This window comes from Rhizobium rosettiformans (genome assembly GCF_016806065.1).
GTDB lineage: Bacteria > Pseudomonadota > Alphaproteobacteria > Rhizobiales > Rhizobiaceae > Allorhizobium.
Genome location: NZ_CP032405.1, coordinates 2,506,962 through 2,533,681 on the forward strand (window position 1 = coordinate 2,506,962; position 26,720 = coordinate 2,533,681).

Below are 26,720 nucleotides of genomic sequence, written 5' to 3' on the forward strand. Positions count from 1 at the left end.
GCGCCGTTTTTCGTTAATGGTTGCGAGGGTTCAGCCTGTGTTCAGTGTTTGGCTCTAATCTCTGCAACCATGTCGGCGCTCGACCGTTCGGATCTTGTCCGCGACGGCCCGAAGGTCGTCATCTGCGAAATCCAGCTGTCAGCTGCTACCCGTCTTGCCGAGGTTCTCATGTTGCGTTTGTTTTGTGTCGCACTCAGCCTGCTTTTCATCGTCGCGCCGGCTTCAGCCGAAATGGCCATAAGCCCTTCGCTCCCTCTCGTGCTGGTCAATGATGCCGACGGCGCGATCAGCGAGAGCCAGAATACCCCTCGCCAGACCCGGCCGGCCCGCCCACAGCGTTATATCTGCGTCATCGACCAGTCCGGCAGCATCGGCGGTGGCGGGCAGGTGTCCTGCCCGGCCAACCCGGGCCGCGTCGGTGGCCGGTGCCGTTGCGCAAATGTGACGGGATCCGGCACGCTTCTGACCTACTGAGCGGGCTTTTCCTCGAGCACCACCCCGACGCCGTCGCCGACCGGATTGATGTCGCCGACGAAGGTGATCAGGTCCGCCATGGTGAAATGCCCTGGCGTCTTGGACGGTAGGTGCGGCGTCCAGTTGGTTCTCCGTCCGAGAAACGAGTTGTCGTCTCCGTGGATCAGCCCGAGAAAGGTCTCGGCGACGATTGTCGAGCCGACCGGTCCGAGCCTCAGCCCGTCATGCAACTGCTCGGCTTCCTTCAGGATGTAGTACCAGAGCGGTGTCGCCTTGTGGAAGCCGTGCTTTGCGGCAGCGTCGCCGTCTCTACCTTGGGAAAGCTGGGTGTCGCTGAGCGGCTCGAAACCCATGGCGCGGGCAACATCTTGGCCCGATGGCAGGCCGATTTGTGAACCGCGCCTGAGGTTGCGGAAGGGCAGGACGAACTGCCGCGCGGCAATCGTCGTCATGTCTTCGGGATGATCGGGCAGAGTATGCAGGGCCGGCACGATCAGGGGATCCAGGCGGCGGGCATGGTTGAGCGTGAAATTGTCTTCAGGAGGTGTTTCCAGATCGAAGAAGCGACGCCAGTCGATCACCCAGTTGGATGGCAGCGTATGATGCGGCCCAAGCGGTGAGGGAGGGGTCTCCGGCGCAAGGTCTCCTGCGATCAGACCGGATTTGCCCGTGAAGTTGAACATGAATTCGAGTGTACCGTCGGCAAGGCCGCCGGGACGGAAAACGGCGTTGTGGCTGTAGGTCTCCCGGACCATCGAATGCCCCAGCCGGTAGGCGGCGGCCGCAAATTCGGCCGGCATATAGGGCCGGCTGCGGAAACGATAGAAGCGCCGTCCCTCATGCTTGATCCTGCGGATCAGCCCAGGCTCGGTCAGGCGTTCGACGAAATCGAACAGCACGATCCATTGATAGTGCCAGGTGACGATCAGTCGTGCCTCCGCGAACAGCTCCGGATCTTTCAGGCCGGTCGTCGTCTTCTTGAGATGATCCACCACTGCGTTATGGAACTTCAGCATCAGCAAGTGGAACTGCGCCACCAGCAGGTTTTCGTCATTGCGCTCGTCAAAGATCAGGGCGCGGCCATGGGCATTGCGCGGTAGGTCGTTGTCGAGCTCGGGGATCTTCCTATCTGGTCCCCCGTCTCGTCGGGGAAGTGCGTCGGAAACCTGTGCCTTGCCGATTAGGAATTTCGGCCCCGGCAGCTTCCGGACACCCTCCTTGGCATAGAGATATGGGTGCAGGCCCGGCCCATCCCCATACAGGGAATCGAGGTCCAGCGCCGGCGTGCGGAAGTTCTGTGTGGCCAACGGATCGGCGCGCTGCTTGTCGAGCGGGGTCGTGTCGAGCGTAATGTCGTGATCGACGAACTGGCCGAGATAGGTATAGCCGGCCGGCAAATTGGGATGATCGCCCTCCGCCCCCTTCTCGTCGCGCATGGCCTTCGCGAGCTCAAAAAGCGCATCATCCTCGGCATGTAGCGGCGCGAGACGCGGAAACATTTTGCCGAACTTCCCGGGATCGGCATTGCCGGCAAGCGCCTGCAGGGATTCACGGCTCATGCCACGAACGCCATGTCCGTGGGCTGCGACTTCAGACATCGTCATTCCCCCTCTGATCACGTCATTTTCTGGATGACGTGATCAGAGATGATTATCCGGAGTGGCGCAACAAATCACACGCAACCAAAAGGTGCATTTAAGTCTTGTTCTTGCTGAGCGTTGCAACCGCCTCGACATGCGGCGACCAGAGGAACTGGTCGATCGGCGTCACCTCGTCGACCCGGTAGCCGCCAGCGATCAGGATCGAGAGGTCGCGGGCAAGCGTCAGCGGGTTGCAGCTGATCGCGACCACCTTCTTCACCTGGCTTTTCGCCAGTTCCGCACACTGGGCCTCGGCACCCGCCCGTGGCGGATCGAAGACGACGGCGTCGAACGTCTTGAACTCGGATGTCATCAGCGGCCTGCGGAAGAGGTCACGCCGCTCGACGGTCACCGGTTTCAGCCCCTGCGTGTTGCGGGCGGCAAAGTCGAGAGACTTTACGGCCTTCTCGTCGGACTCCACCGCGAGCACGGAGGAAGCGCGGGCAAGCCGCAGCGCGAAGGTGCCGACGCCGGAAAACAGATCGACGACTTTCTTCGCCTTACCGATATGGGCAATCGCAAGCGCCGCCATATGCTCTTCCGCCTCATGCGTCGCCTGGGTGAATCCACCCGGCGGCAGCACGACGCGAGCACCGGCGAAATCCAGCAGCGGCTTGTGCGGCTCGATGATGATCTCGCCATTGGCCGAGACGCGGGCAATGTTCTTGAGCCTGAGGACGGCATTGGTGACCGCCCGCCGTTCCTGGTCGCCGAGCCCGCCACGCAGCCCGTCGAGCGAAATGTCGAGGCCGGTGGTGGTCTCGGTCACGGTGACGCGGAAATGCTCGGCACCACAGGCATTGGCGATGGTCTTGATCGCGTCCAGCCGGGAGATCAGCCCGTCCGACGCGATGGGACATTCCTCGACCGGCACGACATGATGCGTCTCCGCCTGCATGAAGCCCATGACCAGGCCCTGTTCACGCCGCCTTGCGGTAAAGACCAGGCGCCGGCGCTGATGCGGATGTGCCTCGAAGATCTCGCCCACGGGAGCCTCGATCCCCTTTGACTTCAGGGCGTCGATCAGAATCTGCCGCTTGAAGGCATTGTAGGCGGGTTTTGCCATATGCTGCAGCGAACAGCCGCCGCACACACCACCGACGCCATCGGGACCGAAATGCTTGCAAGGCGGCTGAACGCGATCGGGCGAGGGGCTGGTGATCGACATGATCGTGCCCTCGTTCTTCACCTTTGCGATCGAGACGGTCTCGCCGGGCAGCGCGAAGGGCACAAACACCGGACCGTCTGCGCCATGCGCAACCCCATCGCCCTTGGCGCCGAGGCTCGAGATCGTGACGGTTTGCGCGCTCATGCCTCGTCTCCTTCGATGTCGTCCCCGAGGTCCATGTCCTCGCTGTCGCCGCCATCCTCGTCGTGATCGGCGCCGAGCGGCTTAACACCGGCAAGCAGGAATTCCTCGTTGCCATCGCCGCCTGATATCGGGGAGGGGATGAGGCCGAGGCTCGTCCACCCCATGTCTTCCGCAAGCCAGCGTTCCAGTTCGGCGGCCACTAGAGGCGCCGTTTCCGGTTCCTTCAGAAGGCCCGCCTTGCTGATCGCTTCACGGCCCGCCTCGAATTGCGGCTTGACCAGAAGCAGGCAATGCGCGCCCGGCTCGGCCTGATCGAGGGCGGGCGCCAGCGCCAGCTTCAGCGAAATGAAGGAAACGTCGGAGACGAGAAAGTCGAAAGGCTGATCGTCGTAATCCTCAGGCTCCAGGTAACGCGCATTCAATCCCTCCAGATTGGTCACGCGCGGGTCGCTTGCCAGTCGCGGATGCAGCTGGTCGTGGCCGACATCGATCGCCGTCACATGCGCCGCGCCCCGCTTCAACAGCACTTCCGTAAACCCACCGGTGGATGCGCCGACGTCAAGACAGTGGCAGCCCTCGGGCGAGAGGTTGAAATGGTCGAGCGCAGCCTCGAGTTTGAGCGCCGCGCGCGAGACGTAATCCTGTGCCGGATCGTCGATATCGAACTGGTGCGTGGCGGCAAAGACGAGGCTGGGCTTCGCCACCACCTTGCCGTCCACCTTCACCGTGCCGCGCTGGATGGCGTCACGGGAGCGGGAGCGGCTGGCGAAAAGGCCGAGGGCGACCAGGAGCTGGTCGAGGCGCTGGGGTTCTGGGAGCTTCTTCATGCCCCGTCAATGCGGTGAGATGCGCCGCCGCGCAAGTCTTTTTCGCGCGATCCCCTCCTGCCGCATTGGTGGCGCCGGCAAGGAGTTGCGATTTTCGCCCGATGATCCATTCAAGGTTTTATTAGCGATGCTTTAAGCAATTGATTCTAATGTTCAGTGGCCGGCGCGATGCGATCCTCCCTCCCAAGCAGCGTGCTCCGACACAAGACTGCAGGCCCTCCTCCTCCTTCTGGCCGGCAGGAATAGAAGCCCCCCGGTTTCGGGCCCGGGGGGCTTCATTTGTTTTGGGGGGCGGATCGTGGCAGCCTTCGCAAATCAAAGTTGACGATTATCAAATATATTGAGCAATCGTTTCAAGGTGATGACAAAAACTCGCATGATTTAGACGTTCATTAATATGTGGAAGCTAACTTGACGACACGTTCGCGTGAGTGAACCGGGCTGAGGGCAAGATTGATCAGGTTAGGCGAGAGGCGCGGATTCGCTGTGTCGTCCTACACATGATCAGCGGTGCCTTGCGCTCTTCCAACGCCTCAAGTTCGATCTGTTTGTAAACTCTCTCGACAGCCTGCGGTCCCGTAAGCTGATTGCCCAACCTCGTGTGGAAAACTCCATGAAATTCCTGAATAACCTCGGCACGTTGACGAAGATGATAGCGGCCTTCGGGCTCGTCATTGCAATCAGCGTCATCGTCAACATCATGAGCTGGTCGTCTCTGGCATACCAACAAACCTCCAATGGCTGGACGGTCCATACCTATGAGGTATTGGACCGGGTCGATGCGATCGTCGCTGCCATGGTCGATCGCGAGACGGGCGTCCGCGGCTACCTCTTGTCCGGTGATGAGGGCTTTCTGGAGCCGTACAAGGCCGGATCGAAGAACTACCAGGAAGCCTTCGATAAGGCAGTTCAGCTGACGTCGGACAATGCAACGCAGCAAAAGCGTTTCGCTGAGCTGGATGTGCTGGTGAAGGGATGGGTGACTGAGGTTGCCGAAAAGGAAATCGCGCTGATGGCGGATCCGGCCACGGTCGAACAGGCCCGCGCCATGGAAATTGGCGGAGCTGGCAAGAAGTGGATGGATGGTATCCGCACGAAAGCAGCGGAGATCGCGGCTGACGAGTCCGGTCTCCTCGAGAAGCGGGCTCGCGATGCCGCAGAAGCCGCAGACCAAGCGCGCTGGACACTCATTGAGGGAGCCGCAGCGACAGTTGTGGCAGTCATCGCAATCCTGATCCTCTTGCAGAAGACGCTTGTCACCCCGCTTCTCGGCATGGCAGGCGCAATGCGCAACCTCGCTAACGGCGACACCACGATCACAGTGCCGGGCATCGGTCGTCACGACGAGGTTGGCCAGATGGCCGAGGCCGTGGAAGTCTTCCGCCAGAATGCGATTGCCGCACGCGAGCTTGAGCAGCAGGCGGAAGCCAGCCGAGGGGAAACAGAGGCGACGCGACGCGCGAACCAGAAGCGCATGGAGCAGGAAGCCGAAAAACTGCGTTTTGCGACCGCCACGCTCGGCGCCGGTTTGAAGCGCCTGGCGGACGGAGATGTCTCTTTCCAGCTCGACGAAGCTTTTTCGGCCGAATACGAAGCGCTGCGCGAGGATTTCAACGCCTCCCTCAAGCAGCTTGGCTCGACTCTCTCATCGGTCATGCAGTCGGTCGAGAACATCGACAACGGCACCCGCGAGATTTCCTCCGGCGCCAACGATCTCTCCAAGCGCACGGAGCAACAGGCTGCGGCACTCGAGCAGACCGCTGCCGCCCTCGACGAGATCACCGTCAACGTCTCGACCTCGTCCAAGCGTACAGATGAAGCCCGCACCGTGGCGATCCTCGCAAACCAGGATGCCGCGAAGTCGGCTGAGGTCGTGTCCAATGCGGTCGAAGCTATGCGCCGCATCGAGGAGAGTTCGCAGCAGATCTCCAATATCATCGGCGTGATCGACGAGATCGCCTTCCAGACCAACCTGCTCGCCTTGAACGCCGGTGTCGAAGCCGCGCGTGCCGGTGAAGCCGGCAAGGGCTTTGCGGTCGTCGCCCAGGAAGTCCGCGAGCTCGCCCAGCGCTCGGCCAGTGCGGCCAAGGAGATCAAGGGGTTGATCCAGAACTCCTCGACCGAGGTCGACAACGGCGTCAAGCTGGTGCGTGATACCGGCGTGGCGTTGAAGGCGATCGGCGACTATGTCTCGCAGATCAACCAGCTGATGGATGCGATTGCCACCTCCGCCCGCGAACAGTCGACCGGTCTCGCTGAGGTCAATACTGCCGTCAACCAGATGGACCAGACCACGCAGCAGAACGCGGCCATGGTCGAACAGTCGACGGCAGCCTCTGCGGCACTGGCTCAGGAATCCACCCGCCTGCGCTCCCTCGTCAGCCAGTTCACGCTGTCGGGTCGGGCCACGGCTCCGGCCCAGGTGGAGCGTCGCCCCGCAGCCGTGCAGGCACCGGTACGCCGGGCACCTGCGGTCCAGGGCAATCTTGCCGTCAAGGAAGAGTGGAGCGAGTTCTGATCGCACCACGCTTCGTCTGAAATGCGGACGCCCCTGCCGGAATGACCGGCAGGGGCGTTTGTCGTTTCAGGTGCTAAGGTCCGCGCTCAGGGCAAGTAGCGATACAGCCAGTCGCGGATCTCTTCGGGCAGGGCGATTGGTTCGCCGGTCTCCGGCTGCCTGGCCGTCCAGGTGATGTCGACCTCGGCCACGGTCTGTCCGTCCTTCTCCATCGCGACTTCAAACCCAACAGATTTGCCGCCGATCTTGTCGACCTGCACGGTCATGCGCACTTGGTCCTCGGCTCTGAGCGGCTGATGTAGGCGGACCTCGAACTTGGTCGGGCTGTAATGCGGCTCGTCTTCGAGCGGTGGGCGATAGCGCCAGAAGTGGCGCACCGCCTCTTCGGCATGGATGACATAGGCAGCAGCCTGCATTTCACCGGTCGGAGCAATGTCGCGATAGGCGACAACCAGCGCGCTCACCTCCAACCGTTCCGTTTCGTCCATGCAGATCCCCCGATGCGTTTCTGTGTTAGAGGCATCTAACGGCATAGGGACGGGCTTCACAAGCACCGAGCGAGGCAGACACCGGCATGCCACCCGCATGGACTGGGTAAAACCCCGATATGAGGTGGAAGATGGCGGGCGGTCGCATTATCTTCTGCACAACCCCGGAAGGATGCCCATGGCCACCCGCCTCTACGAGAACCCGATTTTCCTCGAACACAACACACCGGAAGGCCACCCCGAACGGGCCGACCGGCTGCGCTCGCTCAACATCGCGCTGGAACATCCGAACTTCGCCCGGCTCGAGCGGATCGAGGCGACACAGGCCAACGAGGATATGGTCACGCTCGCCCATCCCGAGGAGCATCTCTTCGCTGTCATGCGCGAGATCCCGGAAGAGGACGATCGCATCAACCAGCTGGAGGCCGACACCTATGCCTCGCAGAAGAGCCTGCAGGTGGCGCTGACCGCAATCGGCGGCGCGATCTCGGCCGTCGACGACGTGATGACCGGTAAGGCCGACAACGCCTTCGTCGCCGGCCGCCCACCGGGCCACCATGCGGAAAAGTCGAAGGCCATGGGCTTCTGCCTGTTCAACACGGTGGCAATCGCCGCCCGCCATGTGCAGAAGGCCTATGGCGTAGAACGCGTTGCAATCGTCGACTGGGACGTTCACCACGGAAACGGCACGCAGGATATCTTCTGGGACGATCCGTCGGTGTTGTTCTGCTCGACCCATCAGATGCCGCTTTATCCCTATACCGGAGCGAAGGACGAGACGGGCCAGCATCGCAACATCGTCAACGCGCCGCTCTCGCCGAATGTCGGCTCGGACCATTTCCGCGAGGCCTTCAAGAGCCGCGTTCTGCCGGCTCTCAACGATTTCTCGCCCGACTTCATTCTGATCTCCGCCGGCTTCGACGCCCATCACCGCGATCCGCTGGCCCAGATCAATCTCGTCGGCGAGGATTTCGACTGGGCGACGGGAAGGCTCCTGGAAGTCGCCGACCGTTTCGCCCATAACCGGGTCGTCAGCCTGCTCGAAGGCGGCTATGATCTCGAAGGTCTGGCCGAATCGGCCGGCCTGCACATCTTAAGACTGATGAAGGGTTGAGTATGTCCGACGCCGTTACCGCCGATCTCACCGGCTATTCCTTCGAAAAGGCCGTGGCCGAGCTCGAAAGCATCGTGGCGCGCCTCGAACGCGGCGACGTGGCGCTTGACGAATCCATCGCCATCTACGAGCGCGGCGAGCTCCTGAAAAAGCATTGCGAGCAGCTCTTGTCCGCGGCCGAAAACCGCATCGAGAAGATCCGCCTCGACCGCGCCGGCAAGCCGACCGCTGTCGAGCCGCTCGACGGCGCTTGAGCAAGCCAGCGGCATCGCCGCTTGGTTTCTAACGCGTTCCATCAAATGCAAATGGCCCCGCGAGGGGCCATTTGTCGTTTTCGATGTCCAGGTGCCGGGTTTACTCGGCCGGGTTCCGCGCTTCGACAGCCTTGGTCTCTGCCTGCTGCGCACCGCTCCCTGTCTTCCACAGCGAATAGCCAACGCCCACGCCGAGGATGAGGAAGGTGATGCCGAGCGACCACTCCGGCGGGAACTTCTCCCAGCCCATGCCCCAGGCAATGAAGATCTTCGAGCCGATGAACATCAGCAGCACCGACAGAGCGTACTTGAGATAGGCGAAGCGGTGCAGGATGGCATCCAGCGCGAAATAGAGGGCGCGCAGACCCAGGATCGCGAAGATGTTCGAGGTGTAGACGATGTACGGATCGGTGGTGATGGTGAAGACAGCCGGCACCGAGTCGACCGCAAAGACGAGGTCGGCGATCTCGATCGTCACCAGGGCCAGCAGGAGCGGGGTGGCAAAACGGCGGATCTTGCCCGTCACCGGATCCGGCTTCTTGACGATGAAGGCGTGGCCATGGATCTCTTCCGTCACGTTCATGCGACGCTTGAGGAAGCGGATCAGGGCATTGTCCTCGATCTTGTGCTCCTTGTCGGCGACGAAGAGCATCTTGACGCCCGTCAGGATCAGGAAGCCGGCGAAGAAGTAGAGCACCCAGTGATACTGGTCGACGATCGTGGCACCCAGACCAATCATGATGCCGCGCAGCACGATCACCCCGAGAATACCCCAGAACAGCACGCGGTGCTGGTATTCGCGCGGGATGGCGAAGAAGCCGAAGATCAGTGCGATGACGAAGATATTGTCCATCGCCAGCGTCTTCTCGACCACGAAGGCGGTCAGATACTGCGCGGTCGCGGTCGTATCCATCTGCCAGTAGATGAAGCCGGAGAAGAGCAATCCCAGCGTGATGTACATGGCCGAAAGCTTCAAACTTTCGGCGATACCGATTTCATGGTCCTTCTTGTTGAGAACGCCGAGATCGAAGGCGAGAAGCGCCACGACCAGCAGGATGAACAGCAACCACATCCAGAGTGGCTTGCCGAGAAACAGAATGAGCAGGAGTTCCAAGTGTATGACCTCTGTTGCATTGATCCGGCTCGATGCAATGCACGCACGGTCTCAGCTTTAGAGAGGTCCGGTCCGGGCATGGCATCGAGCGTGCTCGATGCGGTCCGACATCACGAGGGAAATCCGTCGTCAGAGGGGCCCGGTCCGCAGGAGCGGAAATGGGGGCCTGACACGGGGAGTTCAAGCCCCGTGACGAGATAAAAACACAGGAATGCCATAATTGGAACGACGCTCTTTGGTCAGAGTGGCGCTGAAGCGATCAGCTCCTCGCTCTAAGCGCCCCCGCAACCCGATGGATATGCTCCGCCCCGATCCCGCAGCAGCCGCCGATCATCGTGGCGCCTGCCTCTGCCCAGTCGCAGGCGAAGCGGGAATAGGTGTCGCCGGTGAGGTCCTGGCGCGTGTCGTGCAGCCCTTCATTCGCGGCCTTGTCGTCGGTGTCCGTCTCGAAGGCGTTGGCATAGACGCCGATCTTCAGGCTGACACCCTTTTCGGCAAACACCGCTGCCGCCGTCTCAACCGCCTTTTTCATCACTTCGGGCTTGGCGCAGTTGAAGAGCAGTGCCTGAGCCCCAGAGCCCGCCGCCCATTCGGCAGCCGCGCGCACGGTTTCGCCCGACCGCAGCTTCGGCTCGCCACCGGCCACCTGGGCCGCATCGTCGGCGAGCGTAAACGAGATCCAGAAGGGCTTCGGCTGGGCCTGGATCGCCTTGCGCACGGCCTCGCCCTCGGCAATCAGGCTCAGCGTTTCGCCGAGCCAGACATCGACATGGGGGCTAAGGTTCTCGACCAGCACCTTCAGATAATCCTGCACCGTCGACGGGTCGAAATTCTCCGGCTCGTAGGAGCCGAAGATCGGCGGCAGTGACCCTGCGACGACAACCTTGCGACCTGCCGCATCGGCAGCCTCCCGCGCCAACTGGCCGGAGAGCGCGATCAGGGCAGGGCCGTCCGCACGAAACCGCTCCTCCCCGATATGGAAGGGCACCAGCGCATAGGAATTGGTGGTGACGACATCGGCGCCGGCGGCAATGAACTCCTCATGCACCTGGCGGACGATATCGGGGCTGTTCATCAGTGCCAGCGCCGACCATTCCGGCTGCTTCAGCTCCGCGCCGAGCCGGAGAAGTTCGCGGCTCATGCCGCCGTCGAGGATCAGTGTGTCAGCCATGGAATGGTCTCCGTTGGATACGGTCAAGGGGTGAGCGCCTGGTCGAGATCGGCGATGATGTCTGCGGGTGTCTCAAGGCCGATCGACAGGCGGAAGAGCCCGTCGCTGGCATAGGCGCGATAATCGGAAAGGGCTTCGCCGGTGAGGCGGAAGGTGGAGGTCATCATTTCCTCGGTATCGAGCAGCACCACGAGGCTGCGCTGGTGACCGAGCGAAAAGGCATAGTGGGCAACACGTAGACGTGTCGCGAGCCGCTCTGCGGCGGCTTTCGGCTCGCGCGTGCGAAACGCAATCATGCCGCCGAACACGTCCATCTGGCGCTTGGCGAGATCATGTTGAGGGTGGGAGCTCAGACCCGGATAAATCACACGCTCGACCTCTGGATGCCCTTCCAGGAAGGTTGCGACCGCAAGGGCGCTGTCCGACGCCATGCGCAGGCGCGGATAAAGCGTGTCTATGCCACGCATGATCAGCCAGGCCGACTGGGCCGCAAGCGACGCTCCGAGATAGACGCCGGCGCGGCCCCTGATACGGGCAATCAGTTCCTTGCGTCCGATCACGGCCCCACCCAGCACGTCGCCATGGCCATTGATGAACTTGGTCAGCGAATGGATGACGAGATCGACGCCGAGCGACAGCGGCCGTGTGGCAACCGGTGTGGCAAAGGTGGAATCGACCGAGATCAGCGCGCCATGTTTATGGGCGATGGCCGCCAGCGCCTCGAGATCGACGATGCGCAGGATCGGATTGACGGGGCTCTCGCAATGCACGAGCCGCGTATTCGGCCGCATGGCGGCTTCAACCAGATCGAGCCGCGCCATATTCACCGGTGTCACCTCAATGCCGAAATCCGGCAACACCCGCTGCGTGAGTTCGACAGCGCCCGCGTAGCAGACATCCGAGACGACGAGATGGTCGCCGGCCTGGAGAAAGGTGAAGAGCGTTCCGGCAATCGCCGCCATGCCGGTCGCCGTCGCCAGCGCCTCCTCGGCGCCTTCGAGCGCTGCCAGCCGCTGTTCCAGCTGCCGCACGGTAGGGTTCGTCCAGCGGGCATAGAGATAGGGCAGATCGGCGAGATCAGCGACGCCATCGGCGGAGAAGGCACCGTCGCCCGGCATCAGCGCATTGTTGACCGACATCGAGACATTGGGCGCAATCGCCCCGGTCGTGGGATCGATCAACAGGCCGGCATCGAGTGCCCGGGTTTCAGGACCGGCAGACGCGGGCAGGGGATGGGTCACGAAGGTTTTCGTCATGGCATTACACTTTCGGGCCGCCTCAGCGGCGGATCGGCACCTGCGCCTCGACAATGCCGAAGGCACGGGTGATGAGCGCAGTGAGCGCGACATAGAAGAGGGTGACGACGAGCAGCGGTTCGTAGACGAGGAGCGTGTCCTGGCGAACCTTGAAGGCGACCGCATAGAGATCCATGACCGTCACGGTAAAGGCCAGCGGCGTGGCTTTCAGCTGCAGCACGATTTCGCCGGCAATCGTCGGCAGTGCCGTGCGGATCGCGCGGGGCAACCATATTCGCCGTGTGAGCTGCCACGGGCTCATGCCGAGCGAGCGTCCGGCTTCGAGTTCGCCCTTCGGCACGGACAAGAGCGCACCGCGCAGCACTTCCGACTGGTAGGCCGCGAAGTTGAGCGTGAAGGAGACGGCGGCGAAGAAGAAGCCTTCGCGCAGGATCGGCCAGAGGAAGCTCTGGCGAAGTCCTGGCACCATCGGCAGCAGCGAGCCCACGCCGTAATAGAGCAGCCACAGCTGGATCAGCAGGGGCGTTCCGCGAAACACCGTGGAATAGCCGAGCGCGAGATTGCGGATGACAGGCCCGCCGCTAACCCGCGCAAAGGCGAGGCCGACGGCCAGCACGAAGCCGATGCTCACCGAAATCACCAGCAGGGCCACGGTCTGCACGGCGCCGTCGATCAGAAGCGGCCAATATTTCGCGATCCATTCAAAGTTCATCTCACGTCCCCCTCAATGCGCCGGCTTCTGGCCCCGGCGCACGCGGCGCTCGATGCCATGGAAGACGAGGTTGGAGAGAAGCGTGATGACCAGATAGAGAACTGCCGCCGCCAGGAAGAAGAGGAAATATTCCTTGGTATTGGCACCCGCGAGGCGCGTCGTCAGCGCCAGTTCCTGATAGCCGACGACGGCGACCAGAGCACTGTCCTTGGTGACCGACATCCAGAGATTGGCCATGCCGGGCAGGGCGTTAGGAAGCAGTGCCGGCAGGGTCACCCGACGAAAGCGCAGCAACGGCGACATGCCGAAGGCCCGCGCCGCCTCGAGCTGACCGGTGGGGATGGCGAGGATCGCGCCGCGCAGCACCTCGGTCATGTAAGCGCCCTGCACGAAGCCGAGCACGGCGACGGCGGCAATGAAACCGTTGACCTCTACGGTAGGCAGGCCAAATGCCATCAGCAGCCGGTTGAGGCCGTCGGTGCCGGCATAATAGAGCCCGACGATCAGGATCAGCTCCGGCACCGCCCGGATGACAGAGGTATAGCCCTTGAGGATCAGTCCGACCGTCCGGTTGTTGGAAAGCTTGCCGAGCGCCCCGAACAGACCGATGACGAGGCCGATCGTATAGGCGCAGGCCGAGATGGCGACGGTGGTCGCAGCACCTGTCAAAAGCGCGCCGCCCCAGCCCGGAGGCTGAAGCGCCAGCAATTGCCATGCCGTCATTGATCCCGTCGCCATCTCGTCTGCGATCCCTGCCGATTACTGGCCGTAGACGTCGAAGGTGAAATAGGCCTTCGTGATCTCGTCATACTTTCCGGAAGCGCGGACGGCAGCGATCGCCGCATTCAGCTTGGCCTTCAGCTCTGTGTCTTCCTTGCGCAACCCACCGCCGATCCCGGTGCCGAGAACCGACGGATCAGCCGCCACGTCGCCCATGTCGGCGCAGCAAGCCTTGCCGAAATCGGTCTTGAGGAAATCGGCAAGCGGGATCGCGTCGCCAAAGACATAGTCGATGCGGCCGGCGGAAAGGTCCTGGAAGGCTTCGTCGAGGGTAGCGTAGGTCTGCTCTTCGGCCTTGTCGGCGAAGTGCTTCGCATAATAGGCCGACTGCACGGTCGAAACCTGGATGCCGATCGTCTTGCCGTCGACCGCCTCAGGCGTCGCACCCGGGGTCGCGTCCTTCGGTCCGATCAGCTTGCTCGGCGTATTGTAGTATTTGTCGGTGAAGTCGATCGTCTTGAGACGCTCCTCGGTGATCGACATCGACGACCAGATGACGTCGAACTTCTTCGTCTGCAGCGCCGGGATCAGGCCGTCCCAGGAGACGTCGACGACCGAGCAGGTCTCCTTCATCTCCGCGCAGACGGCGTTCATCAGATCGATTTCCCAACCCTTCCAGGTGCCGGAGGCATCCTTGGCGAAGAAGGGCGGATAGGCCTCGTTCATGATGCCGAAGCGGACTTCGGCCTGGGCGGTGACGGCGGTTGCCGCAAAGGCGGCACCGGCGAGAAGAAGAGAGATCAGTTTCATCGTCGTTTTCCCCGAGTAGTTGGATGGTTCTGGATCTGTGTTCAATCAGTCCCGCGCCCACCAAGGCTGCGGGTGAATTCACGGCAACGGGCGCTTTTCGGATCGCCGAAGACCTGGTCCGGCGGTCCCTCTTCCTCGACGCGCCCCTTGTCGAGGAACATCACATGGCTGGAGACCTCGCGGGCAAAGCTCATCTCATGCGTGACGAGCAGCATGGTGCGGCCCTCTTCGGCGAGATCGCGGATGACCTTCAGCACCTCGCCGACCAGTTCGGGATCGAGCGCAGAGGTCGGCTCGTCGAACAGCATGACGGCCGGATCGACGCAGAGTGCGCGGGCAATCGCCGCCCGCTGTTGCTGGCCGCCGGAGAGAAATGCCGGATAGGCATCACGCTTGTCGTAGAGCCCGACCTTGGCAAGCAGCGCTTCCGCCTTTTCGATCGCTTCGCGGCGCGGCATTTTCAGAACGTGAACAGGTGCCTCGATGACGTTTTCCAGTACCGTGCGATGAGCCCAGAGATTGAAGCTCTGGAACACCATGCCAAGGCCGGTGCGCAGCCGTTCCAGCTGCTTGCGGTCGGCGGCTTCGAGGCTGCCCTTGCGGGACGGGCGTAACTTGAGCTCTTCACCGCCCACCACGATGCGGCCGCGGTCGGGCGCTTCGAGCAGGTTGATGCAGCGCAGGAAGGTGCTCTTGCCGGAACCGGACGAGCCGATGATCGAGATCACGTCCCCGCGTTGGGCCGTGGCAGAGATGCCCTTCAGAACCTCGATGCCGGCGAAACTCTTGTGGATGTCGTGCACGTCGAGCGCGGCCGGGGCGGTTCCTGTCATCTTGATCCCAGGTAGTTTGACAATTGCGAGACCATAGGAGGCCGAAGCTGCGGATTTCGAGCGCATTTCAGCGGCAATGTGGGAAAATCCTGCGTCAGAGCATCAGATGGTGCGGAAAGATGGCGCAATAAGTCAAAATCGGATAAGGGGGCGAAAACGAGGTCGCGCAAGGAGGGGGAACCATGCCGGAAAAGCTCGATCAATTCGACCGCAGCATTCTCGAAGTGGTGCAGAGGGATTGCCAGCTTAAGGCGGAAGCCATCGCCGACAAGGTGGGTCTGTCGCCATCGGCCGTGCAGCGCAGGCTTCGCCGTCTCCGCGACGAAGGCATCATCACCGCCGAGATTGCCGTGGTGAACCGCAAGGCAACGAGCTTCCCGATGACCTTCATCACCGGCATGGAAATCGAACGCGACAATTACGATGCGCTTGCCCGCTTCAGAGCCTGGGCCGACAAGCAGGAGCACGTCCAGCAGGTCTATTACGTCACCGGCCAAGTCGATCTCGTCGCCATCATCACCGCCCGCGACGTTGAGCATTACGACGATATCAGCGCGCAATTGATGGCGGAGAACCCGCAGATACGCCGCATGCACACCAATGTCGTGCTGCGCGACGTCAAGGTCGGCCTGCATATTCCGGTCGGGGAATGAGCGAAGATTTCCGCCTGCGCCAGCATATCCCTGAACTTCGTCAAATACGAGGTTGACGCCCCTCTCTCGCCTCCCCATGATGTCGCAATTGCTTACATTGTTTGGGAGGACAATCATGCATTTTTCGAGACTTAGCACTTTGGCTGCTGCCGCGCTGGCCGCATCTGTCGCATTTGGTACATCCGGCGCACGCGCCGAGCAGTTCGTCAACGTGCTGACTGGTGGCACCTCGGGCGTCTACTATCCGCTGGGCGTCGCCCTGTCGAAGATCTACGGCGACAAGATCCCGGATGTCCGCACCCAGGTGCAGGCGACCAAGGCCTCGGTCGAAAACCTCAATCTGTTGCAGCAGGGCAAGGGCGAAATCGGCTTCTCGCTCGGCGATAGCGTCAAGCTCGCGGCGGAAGGCGATGCCGATGCCGGCTTCAAGGCACCGCTCGACAAGCTGCGTGGCATCGCCGCCATCTACCCCAACTTCATTCAGATCGTCGCGACGAAGGATTCCGGCGTGACCTCGCTTGCCGATCTCAAGGGCAAGAGCCTGTCCGTTGGCGCCCCGAAGTCGGGCACGGAACTCAATGCCCGTGCCATCCTCGAAGCCGCGAGCATGAGCTATGAAGATCTCGGCAAGACCGAATATCTGCCCTTTGCGGAGTCCGTCGAACTGATCAAGAACCGCCAGCTCGACGCGACGCTCCAGTCCGCTGGCCTCGGGGTTGCCTCGCTGAAAGACTTGTCCACCTCGTTGCCGGTCTCTTTGGTTGCCGTTCCGGCCGAAGTGGCAACCGCACTCGGCGATCCCTACATCGCGGCGACCATTCCCGCTGGCACCTATGAGGGCCAGACGGAGGACGTGCCGACGGTCGCGGTCGTGAACTTCCTCGTGACCCATTCCGAGGTGTCCGACGATCTCGCCTACGAGATGACCAAGCAACTCTTTGAGAACCTGCCGGAGATCCAGGCTGCGCATAACGCCGCCAAGGACATCAAGCTGGAAGATGCCACCAAGGGCATGCCGATCCCGCTGCATCCGGGTGCTGAGCGCTACTACAAGGAAAAGGGAATGCTGTGAGCCCTGCGGGCTTCTGAAATTCTCGGAAGGGCCGGGCGGCAACCATGCCGTCCGGTCCTTTGCCCCTTTGCTTACCCTTCGGACGGATACCCATGAGCGCCACGACTGCGGACCAGACCCTGTCGCATGAACCGAACACCCATGAGCAGCTTTTTCCGGCGACGGCCGAGGGCAAGCTGCTCTATGGCATCGCCGTTGCCTTCTCGCTCTTTCAGATCGCAACCGCGGCCCATCTGATCGACCTGCCGAGCCAGCTCGTCCGCTCCACCCATGTCGCCTTCCTTCTGCTGCTCGGCTTCCCGCTGGTGGCCGCCAATCTGCGCAAAGGCGCGATCTACACCGCAGGCGCCTGGGCGCTAGCCACTGCAGGCGTCGCCGTCGCCGTCTACCAGTATGTCGAATACGAGCCGCTGATCCTGCGCGCCGGTGATCTCGTCACCATGGATCTCTATTTCGGGGTCCTCGCCATCGCCACCGTCTTCGTCGGCGCCTGGGTGATCATGGGGCCGGCCCTGCCGATTATCTCGGGCCTCTTCCTCGGCTATTGTTTCTTCGGTGAGTATCTTCCATCGCCGCTCAATCACCGCGGCTACGATTTTTCCCAGGTGATCGACCATATGGCTTATGGCACCGAGGGCATCTATGGCGTGCCGACCTATGTGTCGTCGTCCTATATTTTCCTCTTCATCCTGTTCGGCTCCTTCCTGGAACGAGCCGGCATGATCAAGCTGTTCACCGATGTGTCCCTCGGCCTCGTCGGCCACAAGCGCGGCGGCCCGGCCAAGGTCTCGGTCATCTCGTCGGGCCTGATGGGCACGATCTCAGGCTCGGGCGTCGCCAATGTCGTCACGACAGGCCAGTTCACCATCCCCCTGATGAAGCGCTTCGGCTATCGCCCCGCCTTTGCCGGCGGCGTCGAGGCGACCTCGTCCATGGGCGGCCAGATCATGCCACCGGTTATGGGCGCCGTCGCTTTCATCATGGCCGAAACGCTCGGCGTCGAATATGCCGAGATCGTCAAGGCAGCGCTGATCCCCGCCATTCTCTATTTCTGCTCGGTCTTCTGGATGGTGCATCTCGAAGCCGGCAAGCGCGGCCTGAGCGGCCTCGACCCGAAGGATCTTCCGTCTGCGACTGCGGCGATCCGCCAGCACTGGTACCTATTGCTGCCGCTGGCAGCCCTCGTCTGGCTGCTCTTCTCAGGCTACACGCCACTCTTTGCAGGAACCGCAGGCCTAGCGCTCACCATGCTGCTCATCCTCGGCAGCTCGATCGCCATCGGTATGTCGAACACCGCGATCCGCACCATCTTCTGGATCGGCATCGGCCTCGCCGGTGCCTCCTTCTTCCAGTATGGCTTCCGCGCAGTCCTGATTGCTATTCTGGTGCTGATTGCCTGGAATTTTCTGGTCAAGGGTGGCCGACAAGCCCTGAAACTGAGCGTCGATAGCCTGGCGGATGGTGCCAAGACGGCGCTGCCGGTCGGCGTCGCCTGTGCCGTGGTCGGCATCATCGTCGGCACCATGACGCTCACGGGCGCTGCCAACACCTTCGGCCAGTTCGTCGTTGCGGTCGGCCAGCACAGCCTCTTCCTGTCGCTGGTCCTCACCATGCTCACCTGCATCCTGCTCGGCATGGGCATTCCGACCATCCCGAATTACATCATCACTTCCTCGATCGCCGGCCCCGCATTGCTCGAACTCGGCGTCCCGCTGATCGTTAGCCACATGTTCGTCTTCTATTTCGGCATTCTCGCCGACCTGACCCCACCGGTGGCGCTTGCATGCTTCGCGGCGGCCCCGATCGCGAGGGAATCGGGCCTGCGCATCTCCTTCGAGGCGGTGAAGGTGGCGGCCGCTGGCTTCGTCATTCCCTTCATGGCCGTCTACACGCCGGCCCTGATGCTACAGGATGGCGGTCCGCTCGCCGAGGCCATCGGCTATCCGCTCGCTGTCCTCTACATTGTCCTCAAAGCGAGCCTGTCGATCGGTCTCTGGGGTGTTGCCGTCATCGGCTATCTCAACCGGCCGCTGCCGCTCCTGCACCGCCTGATCGCTGCCGCCGCCGCCTTCTTCCTCGTCGCGGCCCTGCCGATCACCGATGAGATCGGTGGCGCGCTCGTCCTGATCTTTGCCCTCATGGCCTGGAAGTTCCCTGGCAAGGCCTCTGGGCCAATCGCCACGGCACCGCCCAAGACAGGGGCGCCATGAGCCTTTGCGTCGCGCTTGCCGCAACCGTTCTGACCATCCCGACCACGAGTTTTTCACTCTCCTGGGAGCATTCGGTCGAAAAGGTGGAATGGCGTGAAGAGTGGGCGGTGACGTCTTCCGGGCTTCAGCTGACACAGGCAAACGTCAAGGGATCCGGCGCCGGCATGGAGCCGGGCGAGGGGGCGGTGCTTGAAGACGGCTGGTGGCGCTGGAAACCGACGCTGCCGCCGGTTTCCGAGATACGCCTCGCCGCTTCTGGAGAAACACCGGGTGGTTGGGAACTCTGCCACGAGGGTGGATGCCTGACATTGGGCGGACAGGCCGGCGAGGACAGCGTGATATCCCCCTGCACGCCGGCTTCCGTCCCCTGATAAGGGTTGCGTCAAAATGAGGTTTGCAAGGGGGCGTCGGAAGCTCAGGCGCTCAACCGTCCCACAGCGTCGACAAGTTTGGCCGCTTCGACAGGCTTGACGATCCAGCCGTGGCGCCGGCTTTGCGGGCGCGTTTGCGCTTCTGAGGTTCGTTTTCGGTCGTTGGCGCAAGGATGGGGATGGCTCTGTAGCGATCGCTGTTGCGAATTCGCTCGATGAGCCCGAACCGGTCAAGCCTTGGCATTTGATGTCGGTGATAACAAGGTCAGGCGCGCTGCCTTCCAGCACTTCCAGGCCCTCGATGCCATCTTCCGCCTGCAGCGTCTCATAACCAGCGCTTTCCAGCATCTGGGTGACCATGGACAAGATGTGGTTTTGGAATCATCAACTGCCAGAATTCTCTTTACCGGAGATTGCCTCGCTTCCTACGTCTGTCGGGCGAGTCACACCGGATGATCAATCAGTTACGATGAAAATGATTAGGTGTAACTGATAAAGAGCCAATGCATGCAAGTCTGTTCCTGGTCTGAGCTCGACGTTGCAAATTTCCTTCATGCTCATATCCTTGCCCCGCAAGAATGGTCGATAATGCGAGCCAGTTGCCGGTAGCTCACCGGGTCGGATTCCTCTATATATTGCGGCGCAATAAAGAGGGGCCCCCATGTCTGTCCTGATCATCCTGCTTGCCCTGACGCTGCTCATTGCCGGGGCCTGGGCTGGCGCATCCGTCCTGGCACTTGCGCCGCTGCTTGCCGTGGTTGCCGCCTTGCTGTCCGGAGATCCGGCGCTGGCCAGCTATACCCAAGTCTTCATGAAGGGAGCGGGAGGGTTCGTCATCTCCTTCTTCCCGCTCTTTCTGCTGGGAGCCATGTTCGGGCGAGTTATGGAGATGTCCGGGGCCGCAGACACCCTGGCAAGGGCGATTGCCGACCTGGTGGGCCGCAAGAACGCGATACCTGCCGTGGTGCTTGCTTGCGCCGTTTTGACCTATGGTGGCGTCTCGTTGTTCGTCGTGGCCTTCACTGCCTGGCCGCTGGCCCGTGCTCTCTTCATTCAGACCGCTCTTCCAGCCCGGCTGATCCCGGCGACCATTGCGCTCGGTGCCTTCACCTTCACCATGACGGCACTTCCCGGAACGCCGTCGATCCAGAACGCCATTCCGATGACGACCTTCGCCACGACGCCTTTTGCTGCCCCGGGTCTCGGCCTGATTGCTGGCGGCATCATGCTTGGTCTTGGACTACTCTGGCTTCGGACAAGAACCGCACGTCTGGCCGGAGAGCCGCCACCTGTTCGAAACGGTGCCCCGTCGGAGACAGTTGCGCTGCCCCTGTGGCGGGCGGCCCTCCCGATTGCATCGGTGGCGCCGATGACGCTGCTGATGGATCAGTTCATTCTGCCGGGTCTCGATACCAGCTATCTGGCAGACCCGGTTTACGGCGCAACGGAGCTGGCAAGGGTCAAGGGGCTCTGGTCCGTCATCGCGGCCCTGACCTTCGGCCTGGTCCTCGCCCTTGTCGTCAGCCCACCACCGAAGATCCTCGAAACGACTGGGGCGGGCGCAGAAAGCTCGCTCCTTCCACTGTTCAATACGGCAAGCCTCGTCGGCTTCGGCGCCGTGATTGCCATCCTCCCGGGCTTCGAAGTCTTGCGGTCGGCGATCGATGGCCTGTCGGGCGGCAATGTCGTGATATCGGCAGCCCTCTCCTCGGGGCTTCTCTCCGGGATTACGGGCTCGGCCTCTGGCGGAATGTCGATTGCGCTGGATGTGCTGGGTCCGACGCTCGTTGCGCAGGCGGCAAGCCAGAACGTGGATCCCGCTCTCTTGCACAGGGTGATCGCTGTTGCGACGGGAGGGCTCGATACCTTGCCGCACAACGGCGCCGTCATCACCCTGCTCGGGATCTGTGGCATGACCCACCGTCAGGCTTACGGCGACATCTTCGTCGTCGCAGTCCTGGTGCCGCTGGTTGCCTGTGCGGCGATCGTCGCATTGGGGATCGGCTTCGGAAGCTTCTGAATTTCGATGGCTATCGGATGCAGAGGCCGATCACGCCTCTTTCCGTTCTCGTGACCATCGAAAAAAAAGCCCTCGGTGGTCGCTCGGTAGCGCCCTATGATGGGAGCATCACCCTACGAGAGCGGCGCGTTCTGAACGTAAACGAAGAGGTTTTCATGTCCTTCTTTCCCGGCAACGACCCCGTACCCGGCGACGCCTTTGCCTGTGACGCCATTGAACATCTGATCATTCCCCGTTCCAGCGACATCGGCGGTTTTGCGGTGCGGCGCGCGCTCCCCTCTGTCCGGCGCCGTCTCGTCGGGCCCTTCATCTTCTTCGACCGCATGGGGCCTGCCGTTCTGAAGGCGGGCGAAGCCATGGATGTGCGTCCGCATCCGCATATCGGACTCTCGACCGTCACCTATCTCTTCGACGGCGAGATCAAGCATCGCGACAGCCTCGGCACGGAGCTGGTGATCGCTCCGGGCGACATCAACCTGATGACCGCGGGCTCCGGCATCGTCCATTCCGAGCGCACGCCGGAAAACTTGCGTGGTCATCCACTCTCGATGTCGGGGCTGCAGACCTGGATCGCGCTCCCGGATCATCTGGAGGAGATCGACCCGGCCTTCGCCCATACGGCAAAGGGCGAGCTGCCGACCTTCAATGATCGCGGCGCTTCCGGACGCGTTGTGATCGGATCGATGAGCGGATTGCGTTCACCGGTCACGACGTTCTCCGAGACCCTCTATGTCGACCTCGCTCTCGAGCCCGGAGCCCGCTTCCCCTTCGATGCCGGCCAGGAAGAGCGCGCGCTCTACATTCTCTCGGGCGAGATCGAGATCGCCGGCGATCGCTTTGCCCAGGACCAGTTGCTCGTCTTCCGCCCCGGCGACGAGATCACCCTGATCGGCTGCGCGACAGGCTGTCACGTCATGCTCTTCGGTGGCGCTGCCATGGAAACCCGGAAACATATCTGGTGGAACTTTGTATCGTCGTCCAAGGAGCGCATCGAACAGGCCAAGGAAGAGTGGAGAACCGGCCGTTTTGACATCGTTCCCGGTGACGAAGACGAGTTCGTACCTTTGCCGGAGGGCCGTTGACCGCTATATAAGCGCTTGATGACGTGGAATTGCCCTGATCGTCGGGGGATGGTATCGCGCATCCAAACAGACTGAAGAGGCATCAGCCCGTGACATCCCTGCCCGATACCCCGCTCCTGGACAAGGTCAATCTCCCGAAAGACTTGAAGGCCATTGAGGATCGCGACCTGCCGCAGCTGGCGCGCGAGGTCCGCGACGAGATGATCGATGCGGTGTCGAAAACGGGAGGGCATCTGGGCGCGGGCCTCGGCGTGGTCGAGCTGACGATCGCGATCCACAAGGTCTTCGAGACGCCGGATGACCGGTTGATCTTCGACGTTGGTCACCAGTGTTATCCGCACAAGATCCTGACCGGCCGCCGTGACCGCATCCGCACGCTGCGCCAGGAAGACGGCCTCTCCGGCTTCACCAAGCGCGCCGAGAGCGAATACGATCCCTTCGGTGCTGCCCATTCCTCGACCTCAATCTCTGCCGGTCTCGGCATGGCCGTTGCCGCGGAGTTGTCCAAGACCGACCGCAAGGTGATCGCCGTGATCGGCGATGGCGCCATGTCCGCCGGCATGGCCTATGAGGCACTGAACAATGCCGGCGCCCTCGATGCGCGCCTGATCGTCATCCTCAACGACAACGACATGTCGATCGCTCCGCCGACGGGCGCGATGAGCGCCTATCTCGCGCGCCTCGCCTCCGGTCGCAGCTATATGGGCTTCCGCGAGTTCGGCAAGAAGCTGACCGCCTATCTCGGCAAGACCGTCGACCGCGCGATCACCCGCGCCGTCGAGCATGCCCGAGGTTATGTCACCGGCGGCACGATGTTCGAGGAGCTCGGCTTTTATCATATCGGCCCGATCGACGGTCACTCCTTCGATCACCTTCTGCCGGTGTTGCGCAATGTCCGTGACAATGCCAAGGGCCCGGTGCTGATCCATGTCGTGACCCAGAAGGGCAAAGGCTATGCGCCGGCCGAAGCTGCTGCCGACAAGTATCACGGCGTCAACAAGTTCGATGTCATCACCGGCACCCAGGCCAAGGCCAAGCCGAATGCGCCGGCTTATACCTCCGTATTCGCCGACGCGCTGGTCGAGGAAGCTCGCCACGATGAAAAGATCGTCGGCATCACCGCCGCCATGCCCTCTGGCACCGGCCTCGACAAGCTGCAGTCGCTCTTCCCCGAGCGCACCTTCGATGTCGGCATTGCCGAACAGCATGCGGTAACCTTTGCAGCCGGTCTCGCCGCCGAAGGCTTCAAGCCCTTCTGCGCGCTCTATTCCACCTTCCTGCAGCGCGGCTACGACCAGGTCGTGCATGACGTTGGCATCCAGGGTCTGCCGGTCCGCTTCCCCATCGACCGCGCCGGTTTCGTCGGCGCCGACGGCCCGACCCATGCCGGCTCCTTCGACACCGGCTTCCTTGCAGCACTGCCTGGCTTCGTCGTCATGGCCGCTGCCGACGAGGCAGAACTGAAGCATATGGTCCGCACGGCTGCTGCCTACGACGAAGGCCCGATCTCCTTCCGCTATCCGCGCGGCGAAGGTGTCGGCGTTGCCATGCCGGAGCGTGGCGAGATCCTTGAAATCGGCCGCGGCCGCATCGTCAAGCAGGGCTCCAAGGTCGCGCTCCTCTCCTTCGGAACGCGTCTCGCCGACTGTCTGCTGGCCGCCGAAGACCTCGATGCTGCCGGCCTATCGACCACGGTCGCCGACGCCCGCTTCGCCAAGCCCCTCGATCACGACCTGATCCGCCAGCTTGCCCGCCACCACCAGGTGGTCGTGACAGTCGAGGAAGGCGCCGTCGGCGGCTTCGGCAGCCATGTCATGCATTTCCTCGTCAACGAGGGCCTGCTCGATAACGGCCTGAAGGTCCGCTCGCTCGTGCTGCCCGACGTCTGGATGGATCAGGCCAAGCCGGAGGTGATGTATGCCCGAGCCGGACTGGATGCTGCGGGTATTCTGAAGACGGTGTTTGCAGCACTTGGGCAGGACGTGCCGGGTGTGATTGCGGCAGGTTGAGGTGGATTGACAGGACGGCAAGCACGACGGATTATACGTAAAACCGTATAAGTCTCGGAGTTGCCCGTTGGAGCGCCTGGAATACGACAATATCTTCGATGTCATAGCGGACAGTTCGACCGAAGCTGCGGATCTGCAGTTTCGCGCGGACCTGATGTTGACGCTTCGCAAGTTGCTTGAGGAAAGAAAGCTGCGGCAGGCTGAGATCGCAGAGGCGCTCGGAGTGTCCCAGCCGCGCGTCAGCGAACTGATGCGCGGCAAGATCGACCTTTTCTCCGCCGATAAGCTGATTGGTTTGCTCGCACGCCTCGACGTTCGGCTCAGGCCCTCGGTTGACGCAGCCGGCCGGGTCGTTTGCGAGGTCGTCCAAGCTGCCTAAGGCTTTGCTTTCAACGTCTGCAACATGATCTTGTATCGCTCGGCGGCTGTTTTCATCGCATGTCGATCAACGCCGTTCGTCGTCTTCGTAAACGCGTGCAGTATGTAGACCGTCTCGGCAAACTTGGCGCAGTAAATGGCCCGATAGGCGTTCGGTGCATTCTCGATAAGCTCAATAGCACCGGGACCTACGGTTTCCGTCAGGTGCTTCCAGCGCGAAAACGGCGGTTCACCGCGCTGAACCGCCTGCAGATCGGCGCCGAACTGGCGCTGCATCTCTCTTGGTAGATCGAGAAAGGCGCGTTTGGCTGCTTCGTCGACAAAGACGAACTTCCTCATGCTTCGACCGTGCCAGACAATGAGGCAACGCTCTGGGTTGCATTTCCGCATATTCGCCTCCGGACTGCAAGCACACCCCTCTCTGGACTTCCACCAATCCCCCCGCTAGACCGGGCCTTCAATCGACGGGCGCTGAAACGCGCCTCGGAGGCCCCATGCAGACGGCACACACCACGGATATCGCAGCCGACATCGCGCCCGATTGGGCAGCGATCGCGGTTGTCATCCTTGGGGTCACTGCCTTTGCGGTGGGGCAGGGGCTCACCTATCCCCTGATCGCGCTGATCCTCGAAAGCCGCGGTGTCTCCTCCAGCATGGCGGGGCTCAACGCCTCGGTCTTTGCGCTGGGCCTCGCCTCATCGACGCTTCTAATCGGGACGCTGACGCAGAAGATACGCGGCGACCGGTTGATCGTCGCCTCGCTGTGTGGCGTCTCCGCCTGCCTCGCCACCTTCTCGGCCTTCGATGAGCTCTGGATCTGGTTCGTCGCCCGCTTCCTGCTCGGATTCTGCACCAGCATCATCTACACCGTCTCCGAAGCCTGGCTGAACACCGCCTGTCCCGACCGCCTGCGCGGACGTGTCTCCGGGGCCTATAGCGCCGGCATGTGTGCAGGTTTTGCCGCAGGTCCGCTCGCCATCCCGCTCGTCGGCATCGAGGACGGCTTCGCCTTCGCCCTGACGGCAGCTTACGTGGCACTCGTCGCCTTTGCCTCGGTCATGCTCGGTCGTTATGCCAAGACCAAGCCGGAAGCCTCGGAAGCCGGCGGCCTCCTGACCTTCGTCAAAATGGCGCCGGTTCTGACGCTGATGGTCGTCGCCTTCGGCTTTTCGGACATCGCGGCGATCTCGATGATCCCACTCTATTTCGTAGAACGCGGCTACAGCCAGAATTTCGCAGCCTTTGTCGTCACCATGGTGGCTTTGCCGACGGCGCTCGCCCAGCCCTTCGTCGGCTGGCTGCTGGATCGCCTGTCGCGACCGGTGATCGCCGTCTCCGGCTCGCTGATTGCCGCCATCGCCTTCCTCGCTCTGCCCTTCATGACGTCGCAGGTCGCTCTGCTGATCGCCATCTCAATCCTTGGTGCTGCGAGCTTCTCGCTCTACACCGCAGCGCTGACCCTGCTCGGCGAACGCTTTCGTGGCGGCCTGCTGGTCTCGGGCGCCGCCGTCTTCGCACTCGCTTACTCGATCGGGAGTGCCGCCGGCTCCGGCAGCACGGGGCTGACCATGGATCTGATCTCGGTCGATGCCGGTCCGGTCTTTGTCGGCCTGCTGATGCTCGTCTTTACCGGCTTTTTCGCCTTCAATCTCGTGCGCTTGCGCGCAGCAAAGCGCTGAAGC

At 62.1% G+C, this 26,720-nt stretch carries 25 protein-coding genes and 1 pseudogene; 13 read left to right on the plus strand and 13 right to left on the minus strand.

The window, feature by feature from the left end; translation table 11 throughout:
* Window positions 1–69 precede the first annotated feature (69 nt).
* Entirely contained in the window at window positions 70–474 is a 405-nt protein-coding gene (locus tag D4A92_RS12035; protein ID WP_203013377.1) for a hypothetical protein, read from the plus strand.
* Here D4A92_RS12035 and D4A92_RS12040 read toward each other — a convergent pair.
* The 3 genes from D4A92_RS12040 to D4A92_RS12050 all read right to left on the minus strand — a co-directional run bounded on the left by D4A92_RS12040 (window position 468) and on the right by D4A92_RS12050 (window position 4,253).
* Complete coding sequence (locus D4A92_RS12040) at window positions 468–2,072, minus strand: peroxidase family protein (protein WP_203013380.1); 1,605 nt, start codon at window positions 2,070–2,072, stop codon at window positions 468–470. The genes D4A92_RS12035 and D4A92_RS12040 overlap by 7 nt on opposite strands.
* 97 nt (window positions 2,073–2,169) lie before the next feature.
* The gene (locus tag D4A92_RS12045; protein WP_203013383.1) at window positions 2,170–3,426 is read right to left on the minus strand and encodes a class I SAM-dependent RNA methyltransferase; all 1,257 of its coding nucleotides are present in this window, start codon (window positions 3,424–3,426) and stop codon (window positions 2,170–2,172) included.
* Window positions 3,423–4,253 carry a TlyA family RNA methyltransferase gene (locus D4A92_RS12050; protein ID WP_203013386.1) on the minus strand — a complete coding sequence of 277 codons (831 nt, stop codon included), beginning with the start codon at window positions 4,251–4,253 and terminating at the stop codon, window positions 3,423–3,425. Before D4A92_RS12050 ends, D4A92_RS12045 begins: the two co-directional genes overlap by 4 nt.
* A gap of 613 nt (window positions 4,254–4,866) precedes the next feature.
* Between D4A92_RS12050 and D4A92_RS12055 the strand changes: the two genes are divergently transcribed.
* Entirely contained in the window at window positions 4,867–6,771 is a 1,905-nt protein-coding gene (locus D4A92_RS12055) for a methyl-accepting chemotaxis protein (RefSeq protein WP_203013389.1), read from the plus strand.
* A gap of 86 nt (window positions 6,772–6,857) precedes the next feature.
* Here D4A92_RS12055 and D4A92_RS12060 read toward each other — a convergent pair whose 3' ends face one another.
* Window positions 6,858–7,259, minus strand: a complete 402-nt coding sequence (locus tag D4A92_RS12060; protein ID WP_203013391.1) for an acyl-CoA thioesterase — start codon at window positions 7,257–7,259, stop codon at window positions 6,858–6,860.
* Between the two features lie 178 nt (window positions 7,260–7,437).
* On the opposite strand from D4A92_RS12060, the gene D4A92_RS12065 reads away from it, so the two are divergent.
* Together D4A92_RS12065 and D4A92_RS12070 are read left to right on the plus strand one after the other, a co-directional pair.
* Window positions 7,438–8,373 (plus strand): histone deacetylase family protein, encoded by a 936-nt coding sequence (locus tag D4A92_RS12065; RefSeq protein WP_203013393.1) that lies wholly within the window; start codon window positions 7,438–7,440, stop codon window positions 8,371–8,373.
* 2 nt (window positions 8,374–8,375) lie between these two features.
* Complete coding sequence (locus D4A92_RS12070) at window positions 8,376–8,627, plus strand: exodeoxyribonuclease VII small subunit (protein ID WP_054148903.1); 252 nt, start codon at window positions 8,376–8,378, stop codon at window positions 8,625–8,627.
* 100 nt (window positions 8,628–8,727) lie between these two features.
* On the opposite strand, the gene D4A92_RS12075 is transcribed toward D4A92_RS12070, so the two are convergent.
* The 7 genes from D4A92_RS12075 to D4A92_RS12105 all read right to left on the minus strand — a co-directional run bounded on the left by D4A92_RS12075 (window position 8,728) and on the right by D4A92_RS12105 (window position 15,243).
* Window positions 8,728–9,747 carry a TerC family protein gene (locus D4A92_RS12075; protein ID WP_425958352.1) on the minus strand — a complete coding sequence of 340 codons (1,020 nt, stop codon included), beginning with the start codon at window positions 9,745–9,747 and terminating at the stop codon, window positions 8,728–8,730.
* Window positions 9,748–10,000: 253 nt separating this feature from the next.
* Window positions 10,001–10,912 carry a homocysteine S-methyltransferase family protein gene (locus tag D4A92_RS12080; protein ID WP_203013395.1) on the minus strand — a complete coding sequence of 304 codons (912 nt, stop codon included), beginning with the start codon at window positions 10,910–10,912 and terminating at the stop codon, window positions 10,001–10,003.
* A gap of 23 nt (window positions 10,913–10,935) precedes the next feature.
* A complete protein-coding gene (locus tag D4A92_RS12085) occupies window positions 10,936–12,168 on the minus strand; it encodes a trans-sulfuration enzyme family protein (RefSeq protein ID WP_203013397.1) in 1,233 nt (410 codons plus the stop codon).
* Between the two features lie 22 nt (window positions 12,169–12,190).
* Entirely contained in the window at window positions 12,191–12,880 is a 690-nt protein-coding gene (locus D4A92_RS12090; RefSeq protein ID WP_203013399.1) for an ABC transporter permease, read from the minus strand.
* Between the two features lie 12 nt (window positions 12,881–12,892).
* Window positions 12,893–13,618: an ABC transporter permease gene (locus tag D4A92_RS12095; protein WP_203013401.1), complete on the minus strand. Its 726-nt coding sequence runs from the start codon at window positions 13,616–13,618 to the stop codon at window positions 12,893–12,895.
* 21 nt (window positions 13,619–13,639) lie between these two features.
* Window positions 13,640–14,410 (minus strand): transporter substrate-binding domain-containing protein, encoded by a 771-nt coding sequence (locus tag D4A92_RS12100; protein ID WP_203013403.1) that lies wholly within the window; start codon window positions 14,408–14,410, stop codon window positions 13,640–13,642.
* A gap of 41 nt (window positions 14,411–14,451) precedes the next feature.
* Window positions 14,452–15,243 carry an ABC transporter ATP-binding protein gene (locus D4A92_RS12105; RefSeq protein WP_203013405.1) on the minus strand — a complete coding sequence of 264 codons (792 nt, stop codon included), beginning with the start codon at window positions 15,241–15,243 and terminating at the stop codon, window positions 14,452–14,454.
* 182 nt (window positions 15,244–15,425) lie between these two features.
* Between D4A92_RS12105 and D4A92_RS12110 the strand changes: the two genes are divergently transcribed.
* From D4A92_RS12110 to D4A92_RS12125, 4 genes are all read left to right on the plus strand, one after another.
* The gene (locus tag D4A92_RS12110) at window positions 15,426–15,896 is read left to right on the plus strand and encodes an Lrp/AsnC family transcriptional regulator (RefSeq protein ID WP_203013409.1); all 471 of its coding nucleotides are present in this window, start codon (window positions 15,426–15,428) and stop codon (window positions 15,894–15,896) included.
* A gap of 115 nt (window positions 15,897–16,011) precedes the next feature.
* Complete coding sequence (locus tag D4A92_RS12115) at window positions 16,012–16,968, plus strand: TAXI family TRAP transporter solute-binding subunit (RefSeq protein ID WP_203013411.1); 957 nt, start codon at window positions 16,012–16,014, stop codon at window positions 16,966–16,968.
* A gap of 92 nt (window positions 16,969–17,060) precedes the next feature.
* The gene (locus tag D4A92_RS12120; protein ID WP_203013414.1) at window positions 17,061–19,178 is read left to right on the plus strand and encodes a TRAP transporter permease; all 2,118 of its coding nucleotides are present in this window, start codon (window positions 17,061–17,063) and stop codon (window positions 19,176–19,178) included.
* A complete protein-coding gene (locus tag D4A92_RS12125; RefSeq protein WP_203013417.1) occupies window positions 19,175–19,549 on the plus strand; it encodes a DUF1850 domain-containing protein in 375 nt (124 codons plus the stop codon). Before D4A92_RS12120 ends, D4A92_RS12125 begins: the two co-directional genes overlap by 4 nt.
* Window positions 19,550–19,593: 44 nt before the next feature.
* Here D4A92_RS12125 and D4A92_RS12130 read toward each other — a convergent pair.
* Window positions 19,594–19,947: pseudogene (locus D4A92_RS12130) on the minus strand (response regulator).
* A 263-nt stretch (window positions 19,948–20,210) separates the two neighbouring features.
* Between D4A92_RS12130 and D4A92_RS12135 the strand changes: the two are divergent.
* The 4 genes from D4A92_RS12135 (at window position 20,211) to D4A92_RS12150 (ending at window position 25,039) form a co-directional block, all read left to right on the plus strand.
* Window positions 20,211–21,569, plus strand: a complete 1,359-nt coding sequence (locus tag D4A92_RS12135; protein WP_203013419.1) for a GntP family permease — start codon at window positions 20,211–20,213, stop codon at window positions 21,567–21,569.
* A gap of 155 nt (window positions 21,570–21,724) precedes the next feature.
* A complete protein-coding gene (locus tag D4A92_RS12140; protein WP_203013422.1) occupies window positions 21,725–22,651 on the plus strand; it encodes a pirin family protein in 927 nt (308 codons plus the stop codon).
* Window positions 22,652–22,740: 89 nt separating this feature from the next.
* Window positions 22,741–24,660, plus strand: coding sequence for a 1-deoxy-D-xylulose-5-phosphate synthase (dxs, locus tag D4A92_RS12145; RefSeq protein WP_203013425.1), 1,920 nt, complete (start codon window positions 22,741–22,743; stop codon window positions 24,658–24,660).
* 67 nt (window positions 24,661–24,727) lie between these two features.
* Window positions 24,728–25,039: a helix-turn-helix domain-containing protein gene (locus D4A92_RS12150; protein ID WP_203013428.1), complete on the plus strand. Its 312-nt coding sequence runs from the start codon at window positions 24,728–24,730 to the stop codon at window positions 25,037–25,039.
* Here the strand turns inward: D4A92_RS12150 and D4A92_RS12155 are convergent.
* The gene (locus tag D4A92_RS12155; RefSeq protein WP_203013431.1) at window positions 25,036–25,377 is read right to left on the minus strand and encodes a type II toxin-antitoxin system RelE/ParE family toxin; all 342 of its coding nucleotides are present in this window, start codon (window positions 25,375–25,377) and stop codon (window positions 25,036–25,038) included. The two genes, D4A92_RS12150 and D4A92_RS12155, sit on opposite strands and share 4 nt — an antisense overlap.
* 155 nt (window positions 25,378–25,532) lie before the next feature.
* On the opposite strand from D4A92_RS12155, the gene D4A92_RS12160 reads away from it, so the two are divergent.
* Window positions 25,533–26,717 (plus strand): MFS transporter, encoded by a 1,185-nt coding sequence (locus D4A92_RS12160; protein WP_203013434.1) that lies wholly within the window; start codon window positions 25,533–25,535, stop codon window positions 26,715–26,717.
* Window positions 26,718–26,720 lie beyond the last annotated feature (3 nt).